General features: G+C 71.9%; 15 protein-coding genes. 3 read left to right on the top strand and 12 right to left on the bottom strand.

Translation table 11 applies throughout. The features are described 5' to 3' along the window. Positions 1-94: 94 nt before the first annotated feature. From ppnN to grxD, 5 genes are all read right to left on the bottom strand, one after another. The gene (ppnN, locus tag FQY79_RS08030) at positions 95-1489 is read right to left on the bottom strand and encodes a nucleotide 5'-monophosphate nucleosidase PpnN (protein WP_146312387.1); all 1395 of its coding nucleotides are present in this window, start codon (positions 1487-1489) and stop codon (positions 95-97) included. A 99-nt stretch (positions 1490-1588) separates the two neighbouring features. Beyond that, the gene (locus FQY79_RS08025; RefSeq protein WP_146312386.1) at positions 1589-4798 is read right to left on the bottom strand and encodes a TonB-dependent receptor; all 3210 of its coding nucleotides are present in this window, start codon (positions 4796-4798) and stop codon (positions 1589-1591) included. Positions 4799-5043: 245 nt separating this feature from the next. Continuing rightward, positions 5044-5643, bottom strand: coding sequence for a YhgN family NAAT transporter (locus FQY79_RS08020; protein WP_146312385.1), 600 nt, complete (start codon positions 5641-5643; stop codon positions 5044-5046). Then, positions 5640-6350 carry an SDR family NAD(P)-dependent oxidoreductase gene (locus FQY79_RS08015; protein ID WP_246123041.1) on the bottom strand — a complete coding sequence of 237 codons (711 nt, stop codon included), beginning with the start codon at positions 6348-6350 and terminating at the stop codon, positions 5640-5642. Before FQY79_RS08015 ends, FQY79_RS08020 begins: the two co-directional genes overlap by 4 nt. Beyond that, the gene (grxD, locus tag FQY79_RS08010; RefSeq protein WP_146312384.1) at positions 6347-6667 is read right to left on the bottom strand and encodes a Grx4 family monothiol glutaredoxin; all 321 of its coding nucleotides are present in this window, start codon (positions 6665-6667) and stop codon (positions 6347-6349) included. Before grxD ends, FQY79_RS08015 begins: the two co-directional genes overlap by 4 nt. A gap of 91 nt (positions 6668-6758) precedes the next feature. Here grxD and FQY79_RS08005 point away from each other — a divergent pair, with 91 nt between their 5' ends. Continuing rightward, complete coding sequence (locus tag FQY79_RS08005; RefSeq protein ID WP_186759860.1) at positions 6759-7382, top strand: superoxide dismutase; 624 nt, start codon at positions 6759-6761, stop codon at positions 7380-7382. Here the strand turns inward: FQY79_RS08005 and FQY79_RS08000 are convergent. Next, a complete protein-coding gene (locus FQY79_RS08000) occupies positions 7379-8521 on the bottom strand; it encodes a 5-(carboxyamino)imidazole ribonucleotide synthase (protein ID WP_146312382.1) in 1143 nt (380 codons plus the stop codon). The two genes, FQY79_RS08005 and FQY79_RS08000, sit on opposite strands and share 4 nt — an antisense overlap. Before the next feature lie 8 nt (positions 8522-8529). Next, complete coding sequence (gene purE, locus FQY79_RS07995) at positions 8530-9033, bottom strand: 5-(carboxyamino)imidazole ribonucleotide mutase (RefSeq protein ID WP_146312381.1); 504 nt, start codon at positions 9031-9033, stop codon at positions 8530-8532. Between the two features lie 56 nt (positions 9034-9089). On the opposite strand from purE, the gene FQY79_RS07990 reads away from it, so the two are divergent. Together FQY79_RS07990 and nadC are read left to right on the top strand one after the other, a co-directional pair. Next, on the top strand, positions 9090-9359 hold the full coding sequence (locus tag FQY79_RS07990) for a Trm112 family protein (RefSeq protein WP_146312380.1): 270 nt from the start codon (positions 9090-9092) through the stop codon (positions 9357-9359). Positions 9360-9410: 51 nt separating this feature from the next. After that, a complete protein-coding gene (gene nadC, locus FQY79_RS07985; RefSeq protein WP_146312379.1) occupies positions 9411-10280 on the top strand; it encodes a carboxylating nicotinate-nucleotide diphosphorylase in 870 nt (289 codons plus the stop codon). 213 nt (positions 10281-10493) lie between these two features. On the opposite strand, the gene FQY79_RS07980 is transcribed toward nadC, so the two are convergent. The 5 genes from FQY79_RS07980 to FQY79_RS07960 form a co-directional block, all read right to left on the bottom strand. Continuing rightward, on the bottom strand, positions 10494-10742 hold the full coding sequence (locus tag FQY79_RS07980) for a type B 50S ribosomal protein L31 (RefSeq protein WP_146312378.1): 249 nt from the start codon (positions 10740-10742) through the stop codon (positions 10494-10496). A 38-nt stretch (positions 10743-10780) separates the two neighbouring features. Further along, on the bottom strand, positions 10781-11749 hold the full coding sequence (locus tag FQY79_RS07975) for a nucleoside hydrolase (RefSeq protein WP_146312377.1): 969 nt from the start codon (positions 11747-11749) through the stop codon (positions 10781-10783). A gap of 159 nt (positions 11750-11908) precedes the next feature. Continuing rightward, complete coding sequence (gene recG, locus FQY79_RS07970; protein WP_146312376.1) at positions 11909-14008, bottom strand: ATP-dependent DNA helicase RecG; 2100 nt, start codon at positions 14006-14008, stop codon at positions 11909-11911. A 12-nt stretch (positions 14009-14020) separates the two neighbouring features. Beyond that, positions 14021-14404 (bottom strand): RidA family protein, encoded by a 384-nt coding sequence (locus FQY79_RS07965; RefSeq protein ID WP_146312375.1) that lies wholly within the window; start codon positions 14402-14404, stop codon positions 14021-14023. 64 nt (positions 14405-14468) lie between these two features. Next, positions 14469-16646: a RelA/SpoT family protein gene (locus FQY79_RS07960; protein WP_146312374.1), complete on the bottom strand. Its 2178-nt coding sequence runs from the start codon at positions 16644-16646 to the stop codon at positions 14469-14471. Positions 16647-16766 lie beyond the last annotated feature (120 nt).

Below are 16766 nucleotides of genomic sequence, written 5' to 3'. Positions count from 1 at the left end.
CTGACGATACAGGGTACGGAGCGGGGCCCGGGGGGCAACCGCCCGGGGGACGAGCGGTCGGACCAAGGGGACGAGCGTCGGCAGGCCGGCGGGCTCAGGCGACCACGCGGTAGCACGGGCGGTACTCGCCCGAGATCTTCATCCTGCGCTGTTCGACGAAGGCGCGCAGCAGGTCGTCCAGGGCCTCCATGATGTCCCGGTCGCCGTGGATCCGGAACGGCCCGTGCCGCTCCACCCGGCGCATGCCGTGCTCCTTGACGTTGCCGGCCACGATCCCGGAGAAGGCACGGCGCAGGTCGGCCGCCAGGTCCTGCGGGCAGCGGCCGTGGCGCAGTTCGAGGGCCGCCATCGCTTCGTGCGTGGGATCGAACGGCTGCTGGTACTCGAGCGGGATGTCCAGCCCCCAGTTGAAGTAGAACGAATCCTTCTGCGCGATCCGGTACTCGCGCACCTTGCGGATGCCCGCGGCCATGCGCTTGGCCACCCGCTCGGGGTCGGCGACGATGATCTCGTAGCGCGATGCGGCCTCTTCGCCCAGCGTCAGCCGGATGAACTGGTCGATGCGCTCGAAGTACGGCGCGGCCGCGGTCGGGCCGGTGAGGATGAAGGGGAACGGCAGCTGCGCATTCTCCTCGCGCAGCAGGATCCCCAGCAGGTACAGGATCTCCTCGGCGGTGCCCACGCCGCCCGGGAACACGATGATGCCGTGGCCGAGCCGGACGAAGGCCTCCAGGCGCTTCTCGATGTCCGGCATGATCACCAGCTGGTTGACGATCGGGTTCGGCGACTCGGCGGCGATGATCCCCGGCTCGGTGATGCCGATGTAGCGCGGCCGGCGGCGGCGCTGCTTGGCGTGGGCGATGGTGGCGCCCTTCATCGGCCCCTTCATCGCCCCCGGGCCGCAGCCTGTGCAGATGTCCAGCCCGCGCAGGCCGAGCTCGTAGCCGACGTTCTTGGTGTACTGGTACTCCTCGCGGCCGATCGAGTGGCCGCCCCAGCACACGACCAGGTTCGGCTCGGTCGGCTGCAGGATGCGCGCGTTGCGCAGCAGGCCGAACACCGCGTCGGTCAGGCCGGCGGAGGTCCGCAGCCGCTCGGACTCGTCCGGCCCCAGCTCGATCGCGGTCCAGGCAAGGTCGCGGACCACGGCGAACAGCAGCTCGGCCACGCCGCGGATCAGCTCGCCGTCGACGAAGGCCATCGCGGGCGCGTTGACCAGTTCGATCCGCAGGCCGCGATCGTGCTGCTCGACCTGGATGTCGAACGAGGGATACAGTTCCTGCGCGGCGCGCGGGTCATCCGAGGCGCTGCCGCTGGTCAGCACCGCCAGCGCGCAGCGCCGCAGCAGGTCGTGCAGGCCGCCGGTGGAGGCATCCTTGAGCCGCGCCACCTCGTCGCGCGACAGGATGTCCAGCGCGCCGCGGGGGTAGATCCGCGTGCTCACCACTGGCAGCGACGCCGTGGCCGCCTCGGTCCGCTTGTTGTCCATTGGCTGCCTCTCGTGTGTGGCGGGAATGTAGCGCAAGCCGGTGCGCGAACGGAAACGGCCGGGTCGCCCCGGCCGTTTCCTCCAAGCCTCCGCTCCGGATCAGAACTGGTAGCGGACCGTCAGCATCGCCGACCAGCGCGAAACCACGCGCGAGGGATGGGTCGCGCTGGAGTCATACCGGGACAGCGGATCCCAGGTCGGGCTGTCGGCCGAGCCGAGGTCGTAGACGTAGGTGCCGTCCGGGTTCACCCCCGCCAGCGCCGCGAGGTCGCGGGTGTTGTCGGAGAAGGTGCCGCCCCAGGTCTCGCCCCAGTCCTTGTCGATCATGTTCAGGACGTTGTAGATGTCCAGACGCACGATCGTCTTGTGGTCCTTGAAGAAGCCCGGCAGTTCCTGCTGGAAGCCGACGTCGAGCTGGTGCACCCACGGGTAGCGCGCCCCGTTTCGCTCGACGATCGAGCCGCGGCGCGCGGCCAGGTACGGGTTGGCGTCGATGAACTCGTGGAACGCCGCGATCTGCTCGGGCGTGGCGTTGCCGTAGCTCACGATCGGGTCGTCGACCAGCGGGACGTAGGCCGGATCCTGGTCGATGCTGTCGCCGTTGAGGTCGCCGTCGATCAGCCAGGTGTACGGCAACCCGTTGCGGCCGTTGTAGTACGCCGTGACGCTGGTCTTGTAGTCGCCGAAGAACGCGCGCTCCCAGCCCAGGGTGGCCTTGATCGAGTTGCGGATGGCACGGCCGGCGGTGGTGAGGACCTCCTGGTTCGGATTGACCCGCGATACGTACTGGTAGCTGGACCAGGCCTGCGAGCTGCCGTCGGACGCCACTTCCTTGGCGTCGGTGAAGGTGTAGCTCAGGCTGCCGTACCAGCCGTTGGACATCGGCTTGGTCAGCGAGAAGGTGATCGCGGTGGAACGGCCCTTGTCGGTGTTGCCGAGCTTGGTCGACCGCCAGTCGAAGGCTTCGTTGCGGCCGCAGTTGTTGCCGCTGAACTGGGTCGAGTCGAACGCGCTGCCGAACCAGCCGTCGGCGGGCAGGCAGCGGAAGTTCAGGCGGCCATCCCGCAGCTGGCCCTGCGGCTGGCCGATGTTGATCGCCTGGTAGAAGACCGCGTCCTTGGCGCGGATGTCGACCAGGTCGATCGAGCCGACCAGCCCCATCCACGGCAGCTCCGCGTCGTAGCCCAGGGTGAACTTCCAGGCCGTGGGCAGCTTGAAGTCGGGATCGATCGTGTCGACCTGGTAGGCCGGCAGTTCGGTCGAGGCGCCGCTCGGGATCGGCTGGTTGTACGGGTCGGGGCTGAACGGCGCGCTCGCCGGATCCTGCGAGCGGTACTGCAGCGCGGTCACGCCGTTGTTCTGGTAGGGGTTGGCCAGCCACACGAACGGCGGCACGCTCTGGAACACGCCGGCGCCGCCGCGCAGCTGCGAGAAGCGCTCGCTGTCGAACATGTAGTTGAACGAGACGCGCGGCATGATCACGCGGTTGTCCGAGCCGAGCTTGTAGTCGTTGCGGTAGCCGAACGCCTCCTCGAAGCCCGGGGTGCGCGGCGGCGCCCTGTCGGCGCTGGGGATGTTGACCCGCACGCCGTAGGTCAGCGAGAGCTGGTCGTTGACCTGCCAGGTGTCCTGGATGAACGGGCTGATCTGGGTGTAGACCAGCGCCGCCGCCAGGTCGGCCTCGGTGTAGCCGTCCACCGGGCGCCGCACGATGTAGTTGGAGTAGTTGCCGGCCTCGAAGTCGTCGAGGCTGTTGAAGCGGTATTCGCCGTGCAGCGTCTTGCCGTAGAGGTTGAACACGTCGTGGCGGAGGTAGTCGACGCCGCCCTTGATCGCGTGGTCGCCGGCGTAGTAGGTGCCGACCAGGCTGGCGGCCACGCGCTCGGTGTTGATCTGGTTCTCGTGGCGGTTGTCGTCCTCGCCGATGTAGATCGTCCCGCCCGGCGTCCTGACGATCACCTCGGGGTTGTCGACTTCGTTGCCGTTGACCTGGTCGAAGGTCTGGTGGCTGAGCTTGAACTCGGTCGAGAAGTTCGTGCTCCAGTCGCTGAACAGCTGCAGCGACGTGTTCTTGGTGATGTTGTCGATGTTGTAGTAGTGGCTCGACAGCAGCACGTTGCGCGCGCCCTCGTCGTACGGCGAGATGCGGAATTCCTCCGTCTGCTGGTACGTCAGGCTGGCGCGGTGGTTGTCGTTGATGTTCCAGTCGATCTTGGCCAGGTAGCGCTTGTTCTCCAGGTCGTTGCTGGCGGCCACGCCGTAGCTGCCCGGCTGCATGCCCAGGCGGGTGGCGATGTCGATCGTGCGGTTGACCTCGTCCAGGGTCACGTAGCCGTTGGCCACGCCGTCGGCCGAGCCGGTCCCGCCGAAGTCGGAGATCGTCTGCTCCTCGTAGGAGGCGAAGAAGAACAGGCGGTCCTTGACGATCGGGCCGCCGAGGGTCACGCCGCGGGTCTCGTCGGTCCCGAACCGGTCGTACTCCTCGCCGTCGACCTTGCCGACCATGCTGCCGGCGTCCTTGTAGGCGTAGTACACCGAGCCGTGGAACTCGTTGGTGCCCGACTTGGTGACCGCGTTGATCCGCGCGCCGATGGTGTCGGAGGTGACGTCGTAATCGGAGATCTTCAGGTCGTATGCCTCGATCGTGTCGACCGAGATCGGGCTGCCCGTGTACGGCATGCCGTTGGAGTTCAGGCCGAACGGGTCGCCCTGGGACAGGCCGTCGACCGAGATGTCGTTGTAGCGGTTGTTCAGGCCGGCCACCGAGATCGCGCCGCCGGCCTGGTCGATCACGGTGATGCGCGGGTCCAGGCGCGCGACGTCGTCCACCGAGCGGCTCGCCTGCGGCATGATCTCGAGCTGGCGGCCGCCGACCGAAGTGCCGACGCCCTTGTTGTCGGGGTTGAAGGTGTCGAGCAGGCGCGAGGCGGTGACCGCGACCGCAGCCAGGGTGGTCGTGTCGTCGACCAGCTGCATGTTGACCGCGCCCACCTGGTTCAGGGCGAGGTAGACGTTGTCTTCGGTCCGCGTGCCCGCGCCCGGGGCGCTGACGGTGATCTCGTAGGGACCGCCCACGCGCAGGCCGCGCGCGTTGTAGCGGCCGCTGGCATCGGTCACGGCGCGGCTCACCGTGCCCGACTCCACGTGCGTGATCACGACTTCGGCGCCGGCCACCGGCTGCCCGCTGCCGTCGGTGACGACGCCGCCGACGCCCGCCGACGTGCTCTGGGCGAAGACGGGCGCCGCGGCGAGCGCGGCGATCAGGCCGATCGACAGTTTCGAGAGTCGAAGGCAGTTGCGACTGGTCATGTGGGGAGCCTCGATGGGTGGTCGTGGGATACCGGATGGACCGGTGGAACGTGTGGCCGGTGGTGCGCCATGGGAATGCGGCCGCGCTGGGCGACGTGGCCGTGGGTTAACATCAGGTTAACACGATATCGGTTGCAGATGACACGCAAAAGACACTGGCCGCCCAATGGAAGTCATTGACAGCGCTGGAAATTGACAAGCGATCGAGATAGTTCCGGCAAGTCCTTGTCGCCCGGTCGCCACATTCAGGCCGCCATGCTTTGGGCGATGTAACCGCTCACGCCGTCAAGCAGCATCTGGACCGAGATCGCGACCAGCAGCATGCCCATCAGCCGTTCGATCGCGCTGAGCACGCGCGCGCCCAGCAGCCGGTACAGCCACGGCGCGCAGAACAGGATCGCGGCGGTGGCCGCCCAGGCCATGAACAGGGCCAGGCTCCATTCGCCCAGGCGTTCGGGCTCGCGGCTGCCCATCAGCACCACCGCGGCCATGCCCGAGGGGCCCGCCACCAGCGGGATCGCCAGCGGCACGATGAACGGCTCGCCGCCGGGGATCTCGCCCATCAGGCCCTCCGGCGGGGGGAAGATCATGCGGATGCCGATCAGGAACAGGACGATGCCGCCGGCGATCGACACCGATTCCTGGCGCAGGTGCATCACCTCCAGCGCGTACTTGCCGGCCCACAGGAACAGCATCAGCACCACCAGCGCGATCAGCAGTTCGCGCGCCAGCACCACCCGCTGCCGCGCCGGCTCCAGGCGCCGCAACAGGCTCAGGAACACCGGGATGTTGCCCAGCGGGTCGAGGATCAGGAACAGCAGCAGCGCGGCCGAGAGGATCGTCATGCGCCCTCCCCGCCACCGGCCAGCAGGTCCAGGCAGGGGCCGGTGAAGCCGGCCGGATCGCGCGCCAGGCGGTCCTCGTCGGCGGCGTAGGCGCGCGCGCGCAACGGCGTGCGCAGCGGCGGCAGGTGCAGCGCGTGCACCGCCAGGCCCGGCTGCTCGGCGGCCAGCGTCTCCACCAGCGCCTCCAGTCCGCGCTGGGCCACGCCGTAGCCGCCCCAGTAGGCCGGGAACGCGCGCGGCCCCGGATCCACCGCGAACACCACCCGCCCCGCGCCCGAATCGCGCAGCAGCGGCAGGCAGGCCTGGGTCAGCCACCAGCGCGCGGTCAGGCCCACGTGCAGGGCACGCGCGAAGGCCGCCGGGTCGCTGTGCTCGAGCGGGGTCAGGCCGGGGAAATGGGCGGCGCAGTGCACCAGCGCGTCGAGCCGGCCCGCGCCTTCGCCCACGCGCGCGGCGAGCTCGGCGTAGTCGTCCGGGGTCGCGCCTTCCAAGTCGAGCGGATACAGCAGGGCCTCGCCCCCGGCCTGCTCGACCGCGTCGGCCGCGCGTTCGAGCTTGCGCGCGTTGCGGCCCAGCAGCACCAGGCGCGCGCCGGCGCGGGCACAGTCGACCGCGAGCGCCCGGCCGTAGCCGCCGTAGGCGCCGGTCACCAGCACCACGCGACCGGCCAGGCGCCGGCCGCCCGCGGGCGTCCCGGGGGCGCTCACGTCTTCTGCACTTCCGCGATCATCCGCGCCAGCTCGCCGCTCTCGTGCAGTTCCAGGGTGATCTCGCAGCCGCCGATCAGCTCGCCATGGATGAACAACTGCGGGAACGTGGGCCAGTTCGAGAAGCGCGGCAGGTTGGCCCGGATCTCCGGGTCGGCGAGCACGTTGATCGTGCGCAGGTCGCGGGCACCGGCCGCCTTGAGCACTTCCACCGCGCGACTGGAATACCCGCACATCGGATGTTCCGGGGTGCCCTTCATGAACAGCACCAGCGGATGCGTCTCGACTTCGGCCCTGATGCGGTCCAGGACGGCCATGGGTCTCTCCAGTACCGGGCGCCGGACACGCACCGGAAGAATTCGGGGTTGCGTATTGTATTGCCTCTCCCCGCCCGACCACGCCGCCGCCATGCCGATCGAGCCCCGTCCGTTGCCCTGCGCGCCCGCCGCGTTCGTGCCGCACCTGGCGCCGGAGCAGGTGGAACGCCACCGCCAGGCGCAGCAGCGGACGCTGGACGCCCTCGACGCGCTGCGGGACGCCGGCGACGACGACGCGGCGCCCGACCTGGCCCGCCTGGCGGTGGAGGCGCGCGGCGCGCTCGCCGCGCACGCGGCCCAGGCCTGGGCGGAGGAGTTCCACTGGGCCGCCCTGGGTCCGGCGCGCGGCGACGAGCCCGGGGAGCCCGGCGGTGCCCTCGCCGCGGCCATCCAGCAGGCCTTCGGCGACCCGGCGCGGATGCGCGAGCGGTTCGCCGAGGCGGCCGGGCGCCTGTCCGGACCCGGCTGGCTGTGGCTGGCACAGCGCCGCGACGGCCGGCTCGCGATCCTGGCCACGCCCGCCTCGGCCACGCCGCTGACCGGCGGCGATACGCCGCTGCTGGCCTGCTGCCTGTGGCCGCACGCCATGCCCGAGGGCGACGACGCCCTGGCGCGCTACCTGGCCGGATTCTGGGCGCTGGTGGACTGGCAGGTGGTGGAGGCGCGGCTGGACCGGGCGCGCGAGGCCTCGCGCGCGGGGGCCGGACCGGGCTAGCCGGCGAGGCGCTCGATGACCGGCGCCACCTGGGCCTGCCGCTCCAGCGCCGTGCCCACGCGCTCGAGCGCGGCCTGCAGCGCCTGCGGCGTGTCCGCACGCAGCGTGGCGTGGCCGACCTTGCGCCCGTCGCGCGCCTGCTTGCCGTAGTCGTGCCAGTGGCCGCCGGGCTCGCGCAGCACCGGCGCCGGATCGGGCATCGCGCCGATCCAGTTGAGCATGCAGGCATGGCCGATCATCCGGGTGGCGCCAAGCGGCAGCCCCAGCACCGCGCGCAGGTGGTTCTCGAACTGCGAGGTCTCGGCGCCCTCGATCGTCCAGTGGCCGGAGTTGTGCACGCGCGGGGCGAGCTCGTTGGCCAGCAGCACGCCGTCGCGGCAGAACAGCTCCAGCGCGAACACGCCGGTGTAGTCCAGGCGCTCGGCCAGGGCACGCGCATGCGCGTGCGCCTGCGCCTCGATCGCGGGCTCGCAGCGCGCCGGCGCCAGGCTGGCGGAGAGCACGCCGTCGACGTGCCAGTTCTCGGTCAGCGGCCAGGTGCGGAAATCGCCGTCGCGGCCGCGCACCGCGACCACGCTCAGTTCGCGCTCGAACGGCACGAAGGCTTCCAGGATCAGGCCCACCTCGGCCGCCTGCGCGCCGAGCGCGGCCCACGCCGCACCGACGTCGGCCGTCGAGCGGATCCGGAACTGGCCCTTGCCGTCGTAGCCCAGGCGCCGGGTCTTGAGGATGCAGGGCGTGCCGATGCGCGCCACCGCCGCCTCGAGCGCTTCGCGCGTGGGCACGTCGACGAAGTCCGGCACCGGGATGCCGAGCTCGCGGAACAGGGTCTTCTCGGCCAGGCGGTCCTGGGCCACGGCGAGCGCGCCCGGCCCCGGGTACACCGGGATGCGCCGCGCCAGCCACTGGGCGCTGGCGGCGGGAACGTTCTCGAAGTCGAAGGTGGCCACGCCGGCCTTCGCAGCGAACTCGGCCAGCGCCGCCTCGTCGCGGTAGTCGCCCACCAGCAGCGGCGCGCACTGCCCGGCGCAGGCGTCGGCCACGGTGTCCATCACCAGCACCCGCAGCCCGAGCGGCGCGGCGGCCAGGGCGAGCATGCGCGCCAGCTGCCCTCCGCCGAGGATCCCGACCGTGTCCATGGCCGCGGTCACCGGCGCGGGTCGTCGTTGCCGGCCACCTCGTCGGTCTGCCGCTGGCGGAAGGAGGCGAGCGCGTCGGCGATCGCGGGGTGGTCGGCGGCGAGCATCGCGGCGGCGAACAGGGCCGCGTTGACGGCGCCGGCCTGGCCGATGGCGAAGGTCGCGACCGGGATCCCGCCCGGCATCTGCACGATCGACAGCAGCGAATCCAGGCCGTTGAGCGCGCGGCTCTGCACCGGCACGCCGAGCACCGGCACCGCGGTCTTGGCCGCGAGCATGCCCGGCAGGTGCGCGGCGCCGCCGGCGCCGGCGATGATCGCGCGCAGCCCGCGTTGTTGCGCGGTGGCCGCGTAGTCGAACAGCACGTCGGGCGTGCGGTGCGCCGACACCACCCGCACCTCATGCGCGATGCCGAGCGCCTCGAGCTTCTGCACCGCGTGCTGCATGGTGCCCCAGTCGGACCGCGACCCCATGACGACGCCGACCAGCGGGCTGGCAGGATTGACGGACATGGCTGCTCCCGTGCCTAAAGACGTATTCTAGCGGTTCGCCCACGCCGCTTCCCGCCATGGACCGCAAGCTGCTCGACCTCCTCGTCTGCCCCGCGACCCGGCAACCGCTGGCCCTGCTCGACGCCACCGGGCTGGCCGCGCTCAACGCGGCGGTGGCGGCCGGCACCCTGCAACGCGTGGACGGCAGCCCGCAGGCCGAGCCGCTGCGCGAGGCGCTGGTCACCCGCGACCGCCGCCTGGTGTACCGGATCGACGACGGCATCCCGGTGCTGCTGGCCGAGGAAGGCATCGCCACCGGGCAGGTTCCCGACTTCCCGCGCGGCTGAGCGCGCCACTGCCGCAGGCGCGCGGCGCGCCCGCGGGCGTCCGCCCCGATCATGTCCGGAACCACGATTCCCGCCTTCGCCCCGCCCGACCCGGCCATCGTCGAGGCCGACGTGGCGCGCGCGCTGGCCGAGGACATCGGCGACGGCGACGCCACCGCCGCCCTGCTCCCCGACCGCGCCGGGCGTGCCCGGCTGCTGTGCAAGGAACCCGCCGTGGTCTGCGGCCGGCCCTGGTTCGACGCCTGCCATCGCGCGCTCGACCCGCAGGTGCGGATCGACTGGCAGGTGGCCGAAGGCCAGCGCGTGGAGGCCGGGACCGTGCTCGCCGTCCTGCACGGGCGCGCGCGCGCGCTGGTGACCGCCGAACGCACCTCGCTCAATTTCATGCAGACCCTGAGCGGCACCGCCACCGCCACCGCGGCGCACGTGGAGACCGTGCGCGGCACCGGCACGCGCATCCTCGACACCCGCAAGACCCTGCCCGGCCTGCGCCACGCGCAGAAGTACGCGGTGCGCGTGGGCGGCGGCCACAACCACCGGATCGGCCTGTTCGACGCGGTGATGCTCAAGGAGAACCACGTGCGCGCGTTCGGCTCGGTCGCCGGGGCGATCCGCGCCGCACGCGCAGCGCGGCCCGAGCTGCCGCTGGTGGTGGAAGTGGAAACGCTCGACGAACTGCGCGAAGCGCTGGCCGAAGGCTGCGACCGGGTGCTGATCGACGACTTCGATCCGGGCATGCGGCGCGAGGCGGTCGCCATCGCCCGCGGCGCGCCGTTCGCCGGGCGGATCCCGCTGGAGGTCTCGGGTGGCGTCGAGTTCGACGGCCTGCCCGCGATCGCCGCCGATGGCGTGGACTTCATTTCCATCGGCGGGCTGACCAAGCACGTCCGCGCGATCGACCTGTCGCTCAAGCTGGGCTGAGCGGGCCCTGCGGCGCGTTGGCCGGCCCCCGTAGGAGCGGCTTCAGCCGCGACCGCGCGCTTCGGCTGGTTCTGCGCCACGCCGGTCGCGGCTGAAGCCGCTCCTACGCGGGCAGCGCGGTCGGTGGGCACGGTCGCAGAAAGCACCACGGCCGCCCTGGGGCGGCCGTGGTGGCTGCGGCGGCGCGTGTGGCGCAGCGCGCCGGGCGCGCGCTTACTTCGCGTAGCGGCGCTTGAACTTGTCGATGCGGCCGCTGGTGTCGACGATCTTGTTCTGGCCGGTGTAGAACGGATGCGTCGCCGAGGACACTTCGACCTTGATCAGCGGGTACTCGTTGCCATCCTCCCATTTGATCGTCTCCTTGGCGGAGGCGGCCAGCGTGGAACGGGTCAGGAACTTGAAATCGGAAGTCACGTCCTGGAAGACGACTTCGCGGTAATCGGGATGGATGTCGGCCTTCATGGGCGGGCACCGGAAATTCGCGGGGTAAGCGCGCTAGTCTAGCCCGTCGGGGGCCGGCGCCGCAAGCCGCCCTCGGCCGCCAGCGCCACCCGGGCCCGCGCCTCGAACCGGGCCTGGTCGTAGCGCAGCAGGATCCGGGCGTTGTCCGGCACGCCCAGCTGGCGGTTCCAGTCCACCACCGTCGCCCCCCGCGCCGGACCGTGCTCCAGGCAGACCTCGACCGGGCGCTCGGCCAGTTCCGCCGCCCCCTCGGGCTCCAGCGCCCAGGCCATGGCCAGCGGGTCGGCCAGGTACCAGCGGTCGCCGCGGCGGTCGGCGGACCAGCGCCGGGTCCGGCGCGAGATCGCCTCGTAGAAGCGCGCCTGCGGGGTGTCGGCGGCCAGCCAGCCTTCCGCCTCGGCGTGCGGCAGCCCGTGGGCGACGGTCGCCTCCCAGTCGGCCAGGTCGAAGCGCGGGAAGGCGCGGAACACGATCCGAGCCGCCTCGGGGTCGAAGTGGATGTTGAATTCCGCCGCCGAGGTGACGTTGCCGCGCGCGGTCACCGCGCCGCCCATCACCACCAGGCGCGCGATCCTCCGCGGCAGGCCGGGGTCGAGCGAGAGCGCAAGCGCCAGGTTGGTCAGCGGACCCAGCGCGACCAGCACCAGGCGCCCGGCATGCTCGTGCGACAGGCGCAGGATCGCGAGCGCCGCGTGCTCGTCCTGCGCCGCGCGCGCGGCCGGCACGTAGCCGACGTCGCCGAAGCCGTCGCGACCGTGGACCTCGGCCGCGTCCGGCGCCGGATGCAGCAGCGGCGCCGCGCAGCCGGCGAAGACCGGCACGTCCGCGCGACCGGCCACTTCGCACAGCTTCAGCGCATTGGCCACGGTGTGCTCCAGGCCGACATTGCCGGCCGACACGGTCAGGCCGACCACGCGGTGGGCGGGATCGTCGAAGGCCATCAGCAGGGCGAGGGCGTCGTCGACGCCCGGGTCGGTGTCGATCAGCAGGGGGATGGGGTCGGACATGGACGGAATCCGGCGTCGGGCGGTCCATTGTCCCCGTTCCGGCGGCCGGCGGGGCGCCACCGCGGACCCGGGCCCACGCCTGCCCGGTTCCGCCGCTCCCGTCCGGCCGGGTCCGCGCGTTCCCGGGTCGGCCGGCGCGGGCCGCGTGCGCGGCGGGGGTCAGGCCGCGGCGTAGCGCGCCGCGCCGCCGATCCAGCGGTCGACCAGGCGGTCGGCGACCTCCGGGGCCCGTGCCGCCAGCGACTCGCCGATGCGGTGCACCTCGGGCAGCAGGTCGGCATCGCGGGCCAGGTCGGCGATCCGGAACTCGGCCAGGCCGGTCTGGCGGGTGCCGAGCAGCTCGCCCGGGCCGCGCAGTTCCAGGTCTTTCTCGGCGATCACGAAACCGTCGCTGGTCGAACGCATGGTCTCCAGCCGCTGCCGGGCCATCTGCGACAGCGGCGGCTGGTAGAGCAGCACGCAGCTCGAAGCCGCGCTGCCCCGCCCCACCCGCCCGCGCAGCTGGTGCAGCTGCGACAGGCCGAGGCGCTCGGCGTTCTCGATGATCATCAGCGAGGCATTGGGCACGTCCACGCCCACCTCGATCACGGTGGTGGCGACGAGCAGGTCGAGTTCGCCGCGCTTGAACGCGAGCATCGTCGCCTGCTTCTCCGCCGCCTTCATCCGTCCGTGGACGAAGCCCACGCGCAGCTCCGGCAGCGCGGCGGTGAGCTGCTCCCAGGTGGTCTGCGCGGCTTGGGCGACGACCTCGTCGCTCTCGTCGATGAGCGTGCACACCCAGTACGCCTGGCGCCCTTCCGCGCAGGCGGCGCGGATGCGCTCGATCAGCTCCGGCCGCCGCGACGCGCCGAGCACCACGGTCTGCACCGGAGTGCGGCCGGGCGGCAACTCGTCGATCGCCGAGACGTCGAGGTCGGCGTAGGCCGCCATCGCCAGCGTGCGCGGGATCGGGGTGGCGGTCATCACCAGCTGGTGCGGCACGCGGCCGCCCTGCGCGCCCTTGTCCCGGAGTGCCAGGCGCTGGTGCACGCCGAACCGGTGCTGTTCGTCGATGATCGCCAGCGCCAGGTCGGCGAACACCACGCCCTGCTGCATCAACGCGTGGGTGCCCACCACCAGCTGCGCGGCGCCGCTGGCGACGTCGGCCAGCGCCTGGCTGCGCGCGCGCCCGATGACCTTGCCGGCCAGCCACGCCACGCGCACGCCCAGCGGCTCGAGCCAGGCGCGCAGGTTCGCCAGGTGCTGCTCGGCCAGCAGTTCGGTCGGCGCCATCAGCGCCGCCTGGCGGCCGCTGCCGATCGCCAGCAGCGCGGCCAGCGCCGCGACCACGGTCTTGCCGCTGCCCACGTCGCCCTGGACCAGGCGCAGCATCGGCGAGGGCCGGGCCAGGTCGGCGCGGATCTCCCCGAACACCCGCTTCTGGGCGCCGGTGAGCGCGAACGGCAGCGAGGCCAGCAGCGCGTCCACCCGGCCGCCGTCGTCGACCAGCACCGGCGCCGCGTGCGCCTGCAGGGCGATGCGCTGGCGGCGCAGGCTCAGGTGGTGGGCCAACAGCTCCTCCAGCGCCAGCCGGCGCTGCGCCGGATGCCGTCCGGCGAGCAGCGCACCGACGTCGGCATCGCGCGGCGGGCGGTGCAGGGTGAGCAGCGCATCGCGCAGCGACGGCAGTTGGTCCGGCAGGCAGCCTGGCGGCAGCAGCTCGAGCTCCTCCGCGGGCGGCAGTTGCTCGAGCGCCTGCGCGACCAGGCGCCGCAGCGTGCCCGGCCCCACGCCCTCGACCGCGGGATAGACCGGGTCGAGCGCGTCGCCGAGTTCGCCCGCCTCGCCCTCGTCCAGCACCCGGTAGCTGGGATGCACGATCTCGAGCCCCTGTTGCCCGATGCGCGGCGTGCCGTAGGCGCGCACCCGCGCGCCGATCCGGAACTGGTTGACCTGCTGCGAACGGAAGTGGAAGAAGCGCAGCACCAGGGTGGCGCGCGACCCGTCGCCGATCGCCACCCGCAGCAGCGGCCGGTAACGGAAACCGCGCTCGACCGCTTCGACCCGCCCTTCCACCTGCGCCGCCACGCCCGGCTGCAGCTCAGGCAACGGCGTGATGCGGGTGCGGTCTTCGTACTGGCGCGGCAGGTGCAGCCACAGGTCCTGGACCGTGGTCAGCCCGCGCGCGGCGAACTTTTCCGCCATCACCCGGCCCACGCCCGGCAGGGTGGTCAGCGGACGGTCGCCGGCGGCGGCCAGCACGGGGGCGGGCCTGGCCATCCCGACGCGCGGTCAGCCGGTCACCATGATCGCGTCGACCTCGAACAGCACGCCCTTGGGCAGTGCGGACACCTCGATGGTCGAGCGCGCGGGATACGGCGCCTCGAAATACCCGGCCATCACTGCGTTGACCGCGGCGAACTGCGACAGGTCGGTCAGGTACAGGCCCAGGCGCACCACGTCGGCGAGCGAGCCGCCGGCGGCCTCGGCCACCGCCTTGAGGTTGTCGAACGCGCGCCGCGCCTGTTCCTCGATGCCGCCGGGGACGACTTCGCCGGTGGCCGGATCGAGCGGGATCTGTCCGGACAGGAACACCATCGAGCCGGCCCGCGTGGCCTGGGAATAGGGGCCGATCGCGGCAGGCGCGCGCTCGGTCTGGATCGGGGTACGGGGCATCGCGCGTCTCCTGTGCGTGGATGCGTCCGATTATAGGTCGCGCGCCGGCCGAGCCCCGGCCCCGCTACGCGCGGCGCACGCCGTGGACCACGCCCAGGCGGCGGGTGCGGCGGATCACGTCGGCCAGGTGGGTGCGGTCGCGCACACCCAGCGAGAAGCGGATCACGGCGACGTTGGCGTCGCGCTCGAGGTATTCCACGCCCTCGATGTTGGATTCGGCCTTGGCGATCGCCGCCGCCACCTCGGCCAGCGAACCGGGCTTGTTCTCGGTCTCGATCACCAGCCCCACCGGGTACTCGCCGATCACCTCGCGGTCCCAGCCGATCGCCACCCAGCGGTCGGGCGACTTGCGGTAGTCGGCGACGTTGGGACAGTCCATCCGGTGCACCACGATGCCCTTGCCGGCGGTGTGGTAGCCCATGATCTCGTCGCCCGGGATCGGCATGCAGCAGTTCGCGAAGCTGATCACGCCGCGCTCGTGGCCGGTGATCAGGATCCGTTCGCCGCGGCGCTGCACCGGCGCCGCGCCCGGGGCCGCGTCGGCGGCGGCCGGCTCCTTCTGCGCCAGGGCCAGCGCGACCTGCGCCGGCATGCGGTTGCCCAGGGCGATGTCGGCCAGCAGTTCCTCCAGCCGCGGATAGCGCAGTTCGCCGAGGAACTCGTCCAGCCGGGCCTGCGGGATCCGGTCGAGCGAGGTGCCCAGATCCTCCAGCGCGCGGTCGATCATGCGGTGGCCGAGGGTCACCGCGTCCTCGTGCTCGAGCTGCTTGAGCTGGGCGCGGATCGCGGTGCGCGCCTTGCCGGTGACCACCACTTCCAGCCACTGCGGCTTGGGGAACGCCGACTTCGCGGTGACCACCTCCACCGACTGCCCGCTCACCAGCTTGGTACGCAGTGGCACCAGCTTCTTGTCCACGCGCGCGGCCACCGCGGTGTTGCCCACGTCGGTATGCACCGCGTAGGCGAAGTCGAGCGCGGTGGAGTTGCGCGGCAGGGCGAGGATGTCGCCCTTGGGCGTGAACAGGTAGACCTCGTCCGGGAACAGGTCGACCTTGACGTTCTCCAGGAATTCCAGCGACGAGCCGGTGGCGCGCTGCGACTCGAGCAGGTTGGCGATCCACGAATGCGCGCGCGCCTGGGCGCCGCTGGCGGCCATGCCGTGCTTGTAGGCCCAGTGCGCGGCGATCCCTCGCTCGGCGATCAGGTCCATCTCCTCGGTGCGGATCTGGACCTCGATCGGCGAGCCGTACGGGCCGAACAGCACCGTGTGCAGCGACTGGTAGCCGTTGGCCTTGGGGATCGCGATGAAGTCGCGGAAGCGCCCGTCCAACGGCTTGTAGACCGAGTGCGCCACGCCCAGCGCGCGGTAGCAGTCGCCCACCGACTGGACCACGATCCGGAACCCGAACACGTCCATCACCTGGGCGAAGGTCTTCCCCTCGCTGCGCATCTTGTTGTAGATGCTCCACGGCGACTTGACCCGGCTCACCAGCCGGTATTCGAGTCCCTCGGCGGTGAGCCTCTGCGCCAGCTGGGCCTCGATCTTGGCCATCGCCTCGCGCCGCACCATCGGCTGGCTGCGGATGTGCTTCTCGAGGATCAGGTGGCGCAGCGGATGCAGGGCGTGGAAGCCGCGGTCCTGCAGCTCGGCCTTGATCAGGTTCATGCCCAGGCGCTGGGCGATGGGGGCGTAGATCTCCAGCGTCTCGCGCGCGATGCGCTGGCGCGCCGGCGCCGGCTGCGCGCCGAGCGTGCGCATGTTGTGCAAGCGGTCGCTGAGCTTGATCAGGATCACGCGCAGGTCGCGCGCCATCGCCAGCATCATCTTGCGGAAGCTCTCGGCTGCCGCCTCCTGGCGGCTGCTGAAGTGCAGCTTGTCGAGCTTGGTGACGCCGTCGACCAGTTCGGCCACGGTCTCGCCGAACTCCGCGGCGAGCTGCTCGCGGGTGAGCGGGGTGTCCTCGATGGTGTCGTGCAGGATCGCCGCGACCAGGGTCTCGACGTCGACCTTCTGGTCGGCCAGCACCTTGGCCACCGCCACCGGGTGGGTGATGTAGGGCTCGCCGGAGCGGCGGGTCTGGCCGGCGTGCGCGGCCGCGCCCACCGCCCAGGCGCGGCGCAGCAGCGCGCGCTGGTCCTCGGGCAGGTACGAGGCGGCGCGCTCGAACTCGAGCACATAGCCGGGCACGTCGGCGTCGGACGTGGACACGGGCTGGATCAGCGCGGACTCACCGGAAGTCATCCTGCGAGCCTAATTCGTGGGACGGGAATGGGGAATAGGGCCGCGCCGCGCGCGCGGGCGGCGGCGTGCCCGCGCCGCGGACGCGGCGCCCGGACGCGCGAAGGCCCCGCCATGGCGGGG

Source organism: Luteimonas wenzhouensis, from assembly GCF_007859305.1.
Classification (GTDB): domain Bacteria; phylum Pseudomonadota; class Gammaproteobacteria; order Xanthomonadales; family Xanthomonadaceae; genus Luteimonas; species Luteimonas wenzhouensis.
The sequence above is the reverse complement of the archived record's forward strand: the minus strand, read 5'-3'. Positions and strand labels throughout refer to the sequence as shown.

Coding starts and splice junctions, on each gene's coding strand:
- ppnN (WP_146312387.1), bottom strand. CDS start 1,489: ATGGACAACAAGCGGACCGAGGCGGCCACGGCGTCGCTGCCAGTGGTG.
- recG (WP_146312376.1), bottom strand. CDS start 14,008: ATGGCCAGGCCCGCCCCCGTGCTGGCCGCCGCCGGCGACCGTCCGCTG.
- purE (WP_146312381.1), bottom strand. CDS start 9,033: ATGTCCGTCAATCCTGCCAGCCCGCTGGTCGGCGTCGTCATGGGGTCG.
- FQY79_RS07980 (WP_146312378.1), bottom strand. CDS start 10,742: ATGAAGGCCGACATCCATCCCGATTACCGCGAAGTCGTCTTCCAGGAC.
- grxD (WP_146312384.1), bottom strand. CDS start 6,667: ATGGCCGTCCTGGACCGCATCAGGGCCGAAGTCGAGACGCATCCGCTG.
- FQY79_RS08025 (WP_146312386.1), bottom strand. CDS start 4,798: ATGACCAGTCGCAACTGCCTTCGACTCTCGAAACTGTCGATCGGCCTG.
- FQY79_RS07990 (WP_146312380.1), top strand. CDS start 9,090: ATGGACCGCAAGCTGCTCGACCTCCTCGTCTGCCCCGCGACCCGGCAA.
- FQY79_RS08020 (WP_146312385.1), bottom strand. CDS start 5,643: ATGACGATCCTCTCGGCCGCGCTGCTGCTGTTCCTGATCCTCGACCCG.
- FQY79_RS08005 (WP_186759860.1), top strand. CDS start 6,759: ATGCCGATCGAGCCCCGTCCGTTGCCCTGCGCGCCCGCCGCGTTCGTG.
- FQY79_RS08000 (WP_146312382.1), bottom strand. CDS start 8,521: ATGGACACGGTCGGGATCCTCGGCGGAGGGCAGCTGGCGCGCATGCTC.
- FQY79_RS07965 (WP_146312375.1), bottom strand. CDS start 14,404: ATGCCCCGTACCCCGATCCAGACCGAGCGCGCGCCTGCCGCGATCGGC.
- nadC (WP_146312379.1), top strand. CDS start 9,411: ATGTCCGGAACCACGATTCCCGCCTTCGCCCCGCCCGACCCGGCCATC.
- FQY79_RS07960 (WP_146312374.1), bottom strand. CDS start 16,646: ATGACTTCCGGTGAGTCCGCGCTGATCCAGCCCGTGTCCACGTCCGAC.
- FQY79_RS07975 (WP_146312377.1), bottom strand. CDS start 11,749: ATGTCCGACCCCATCCCCCTGCTGATCGACACCGACCCGGGCGTCGAC.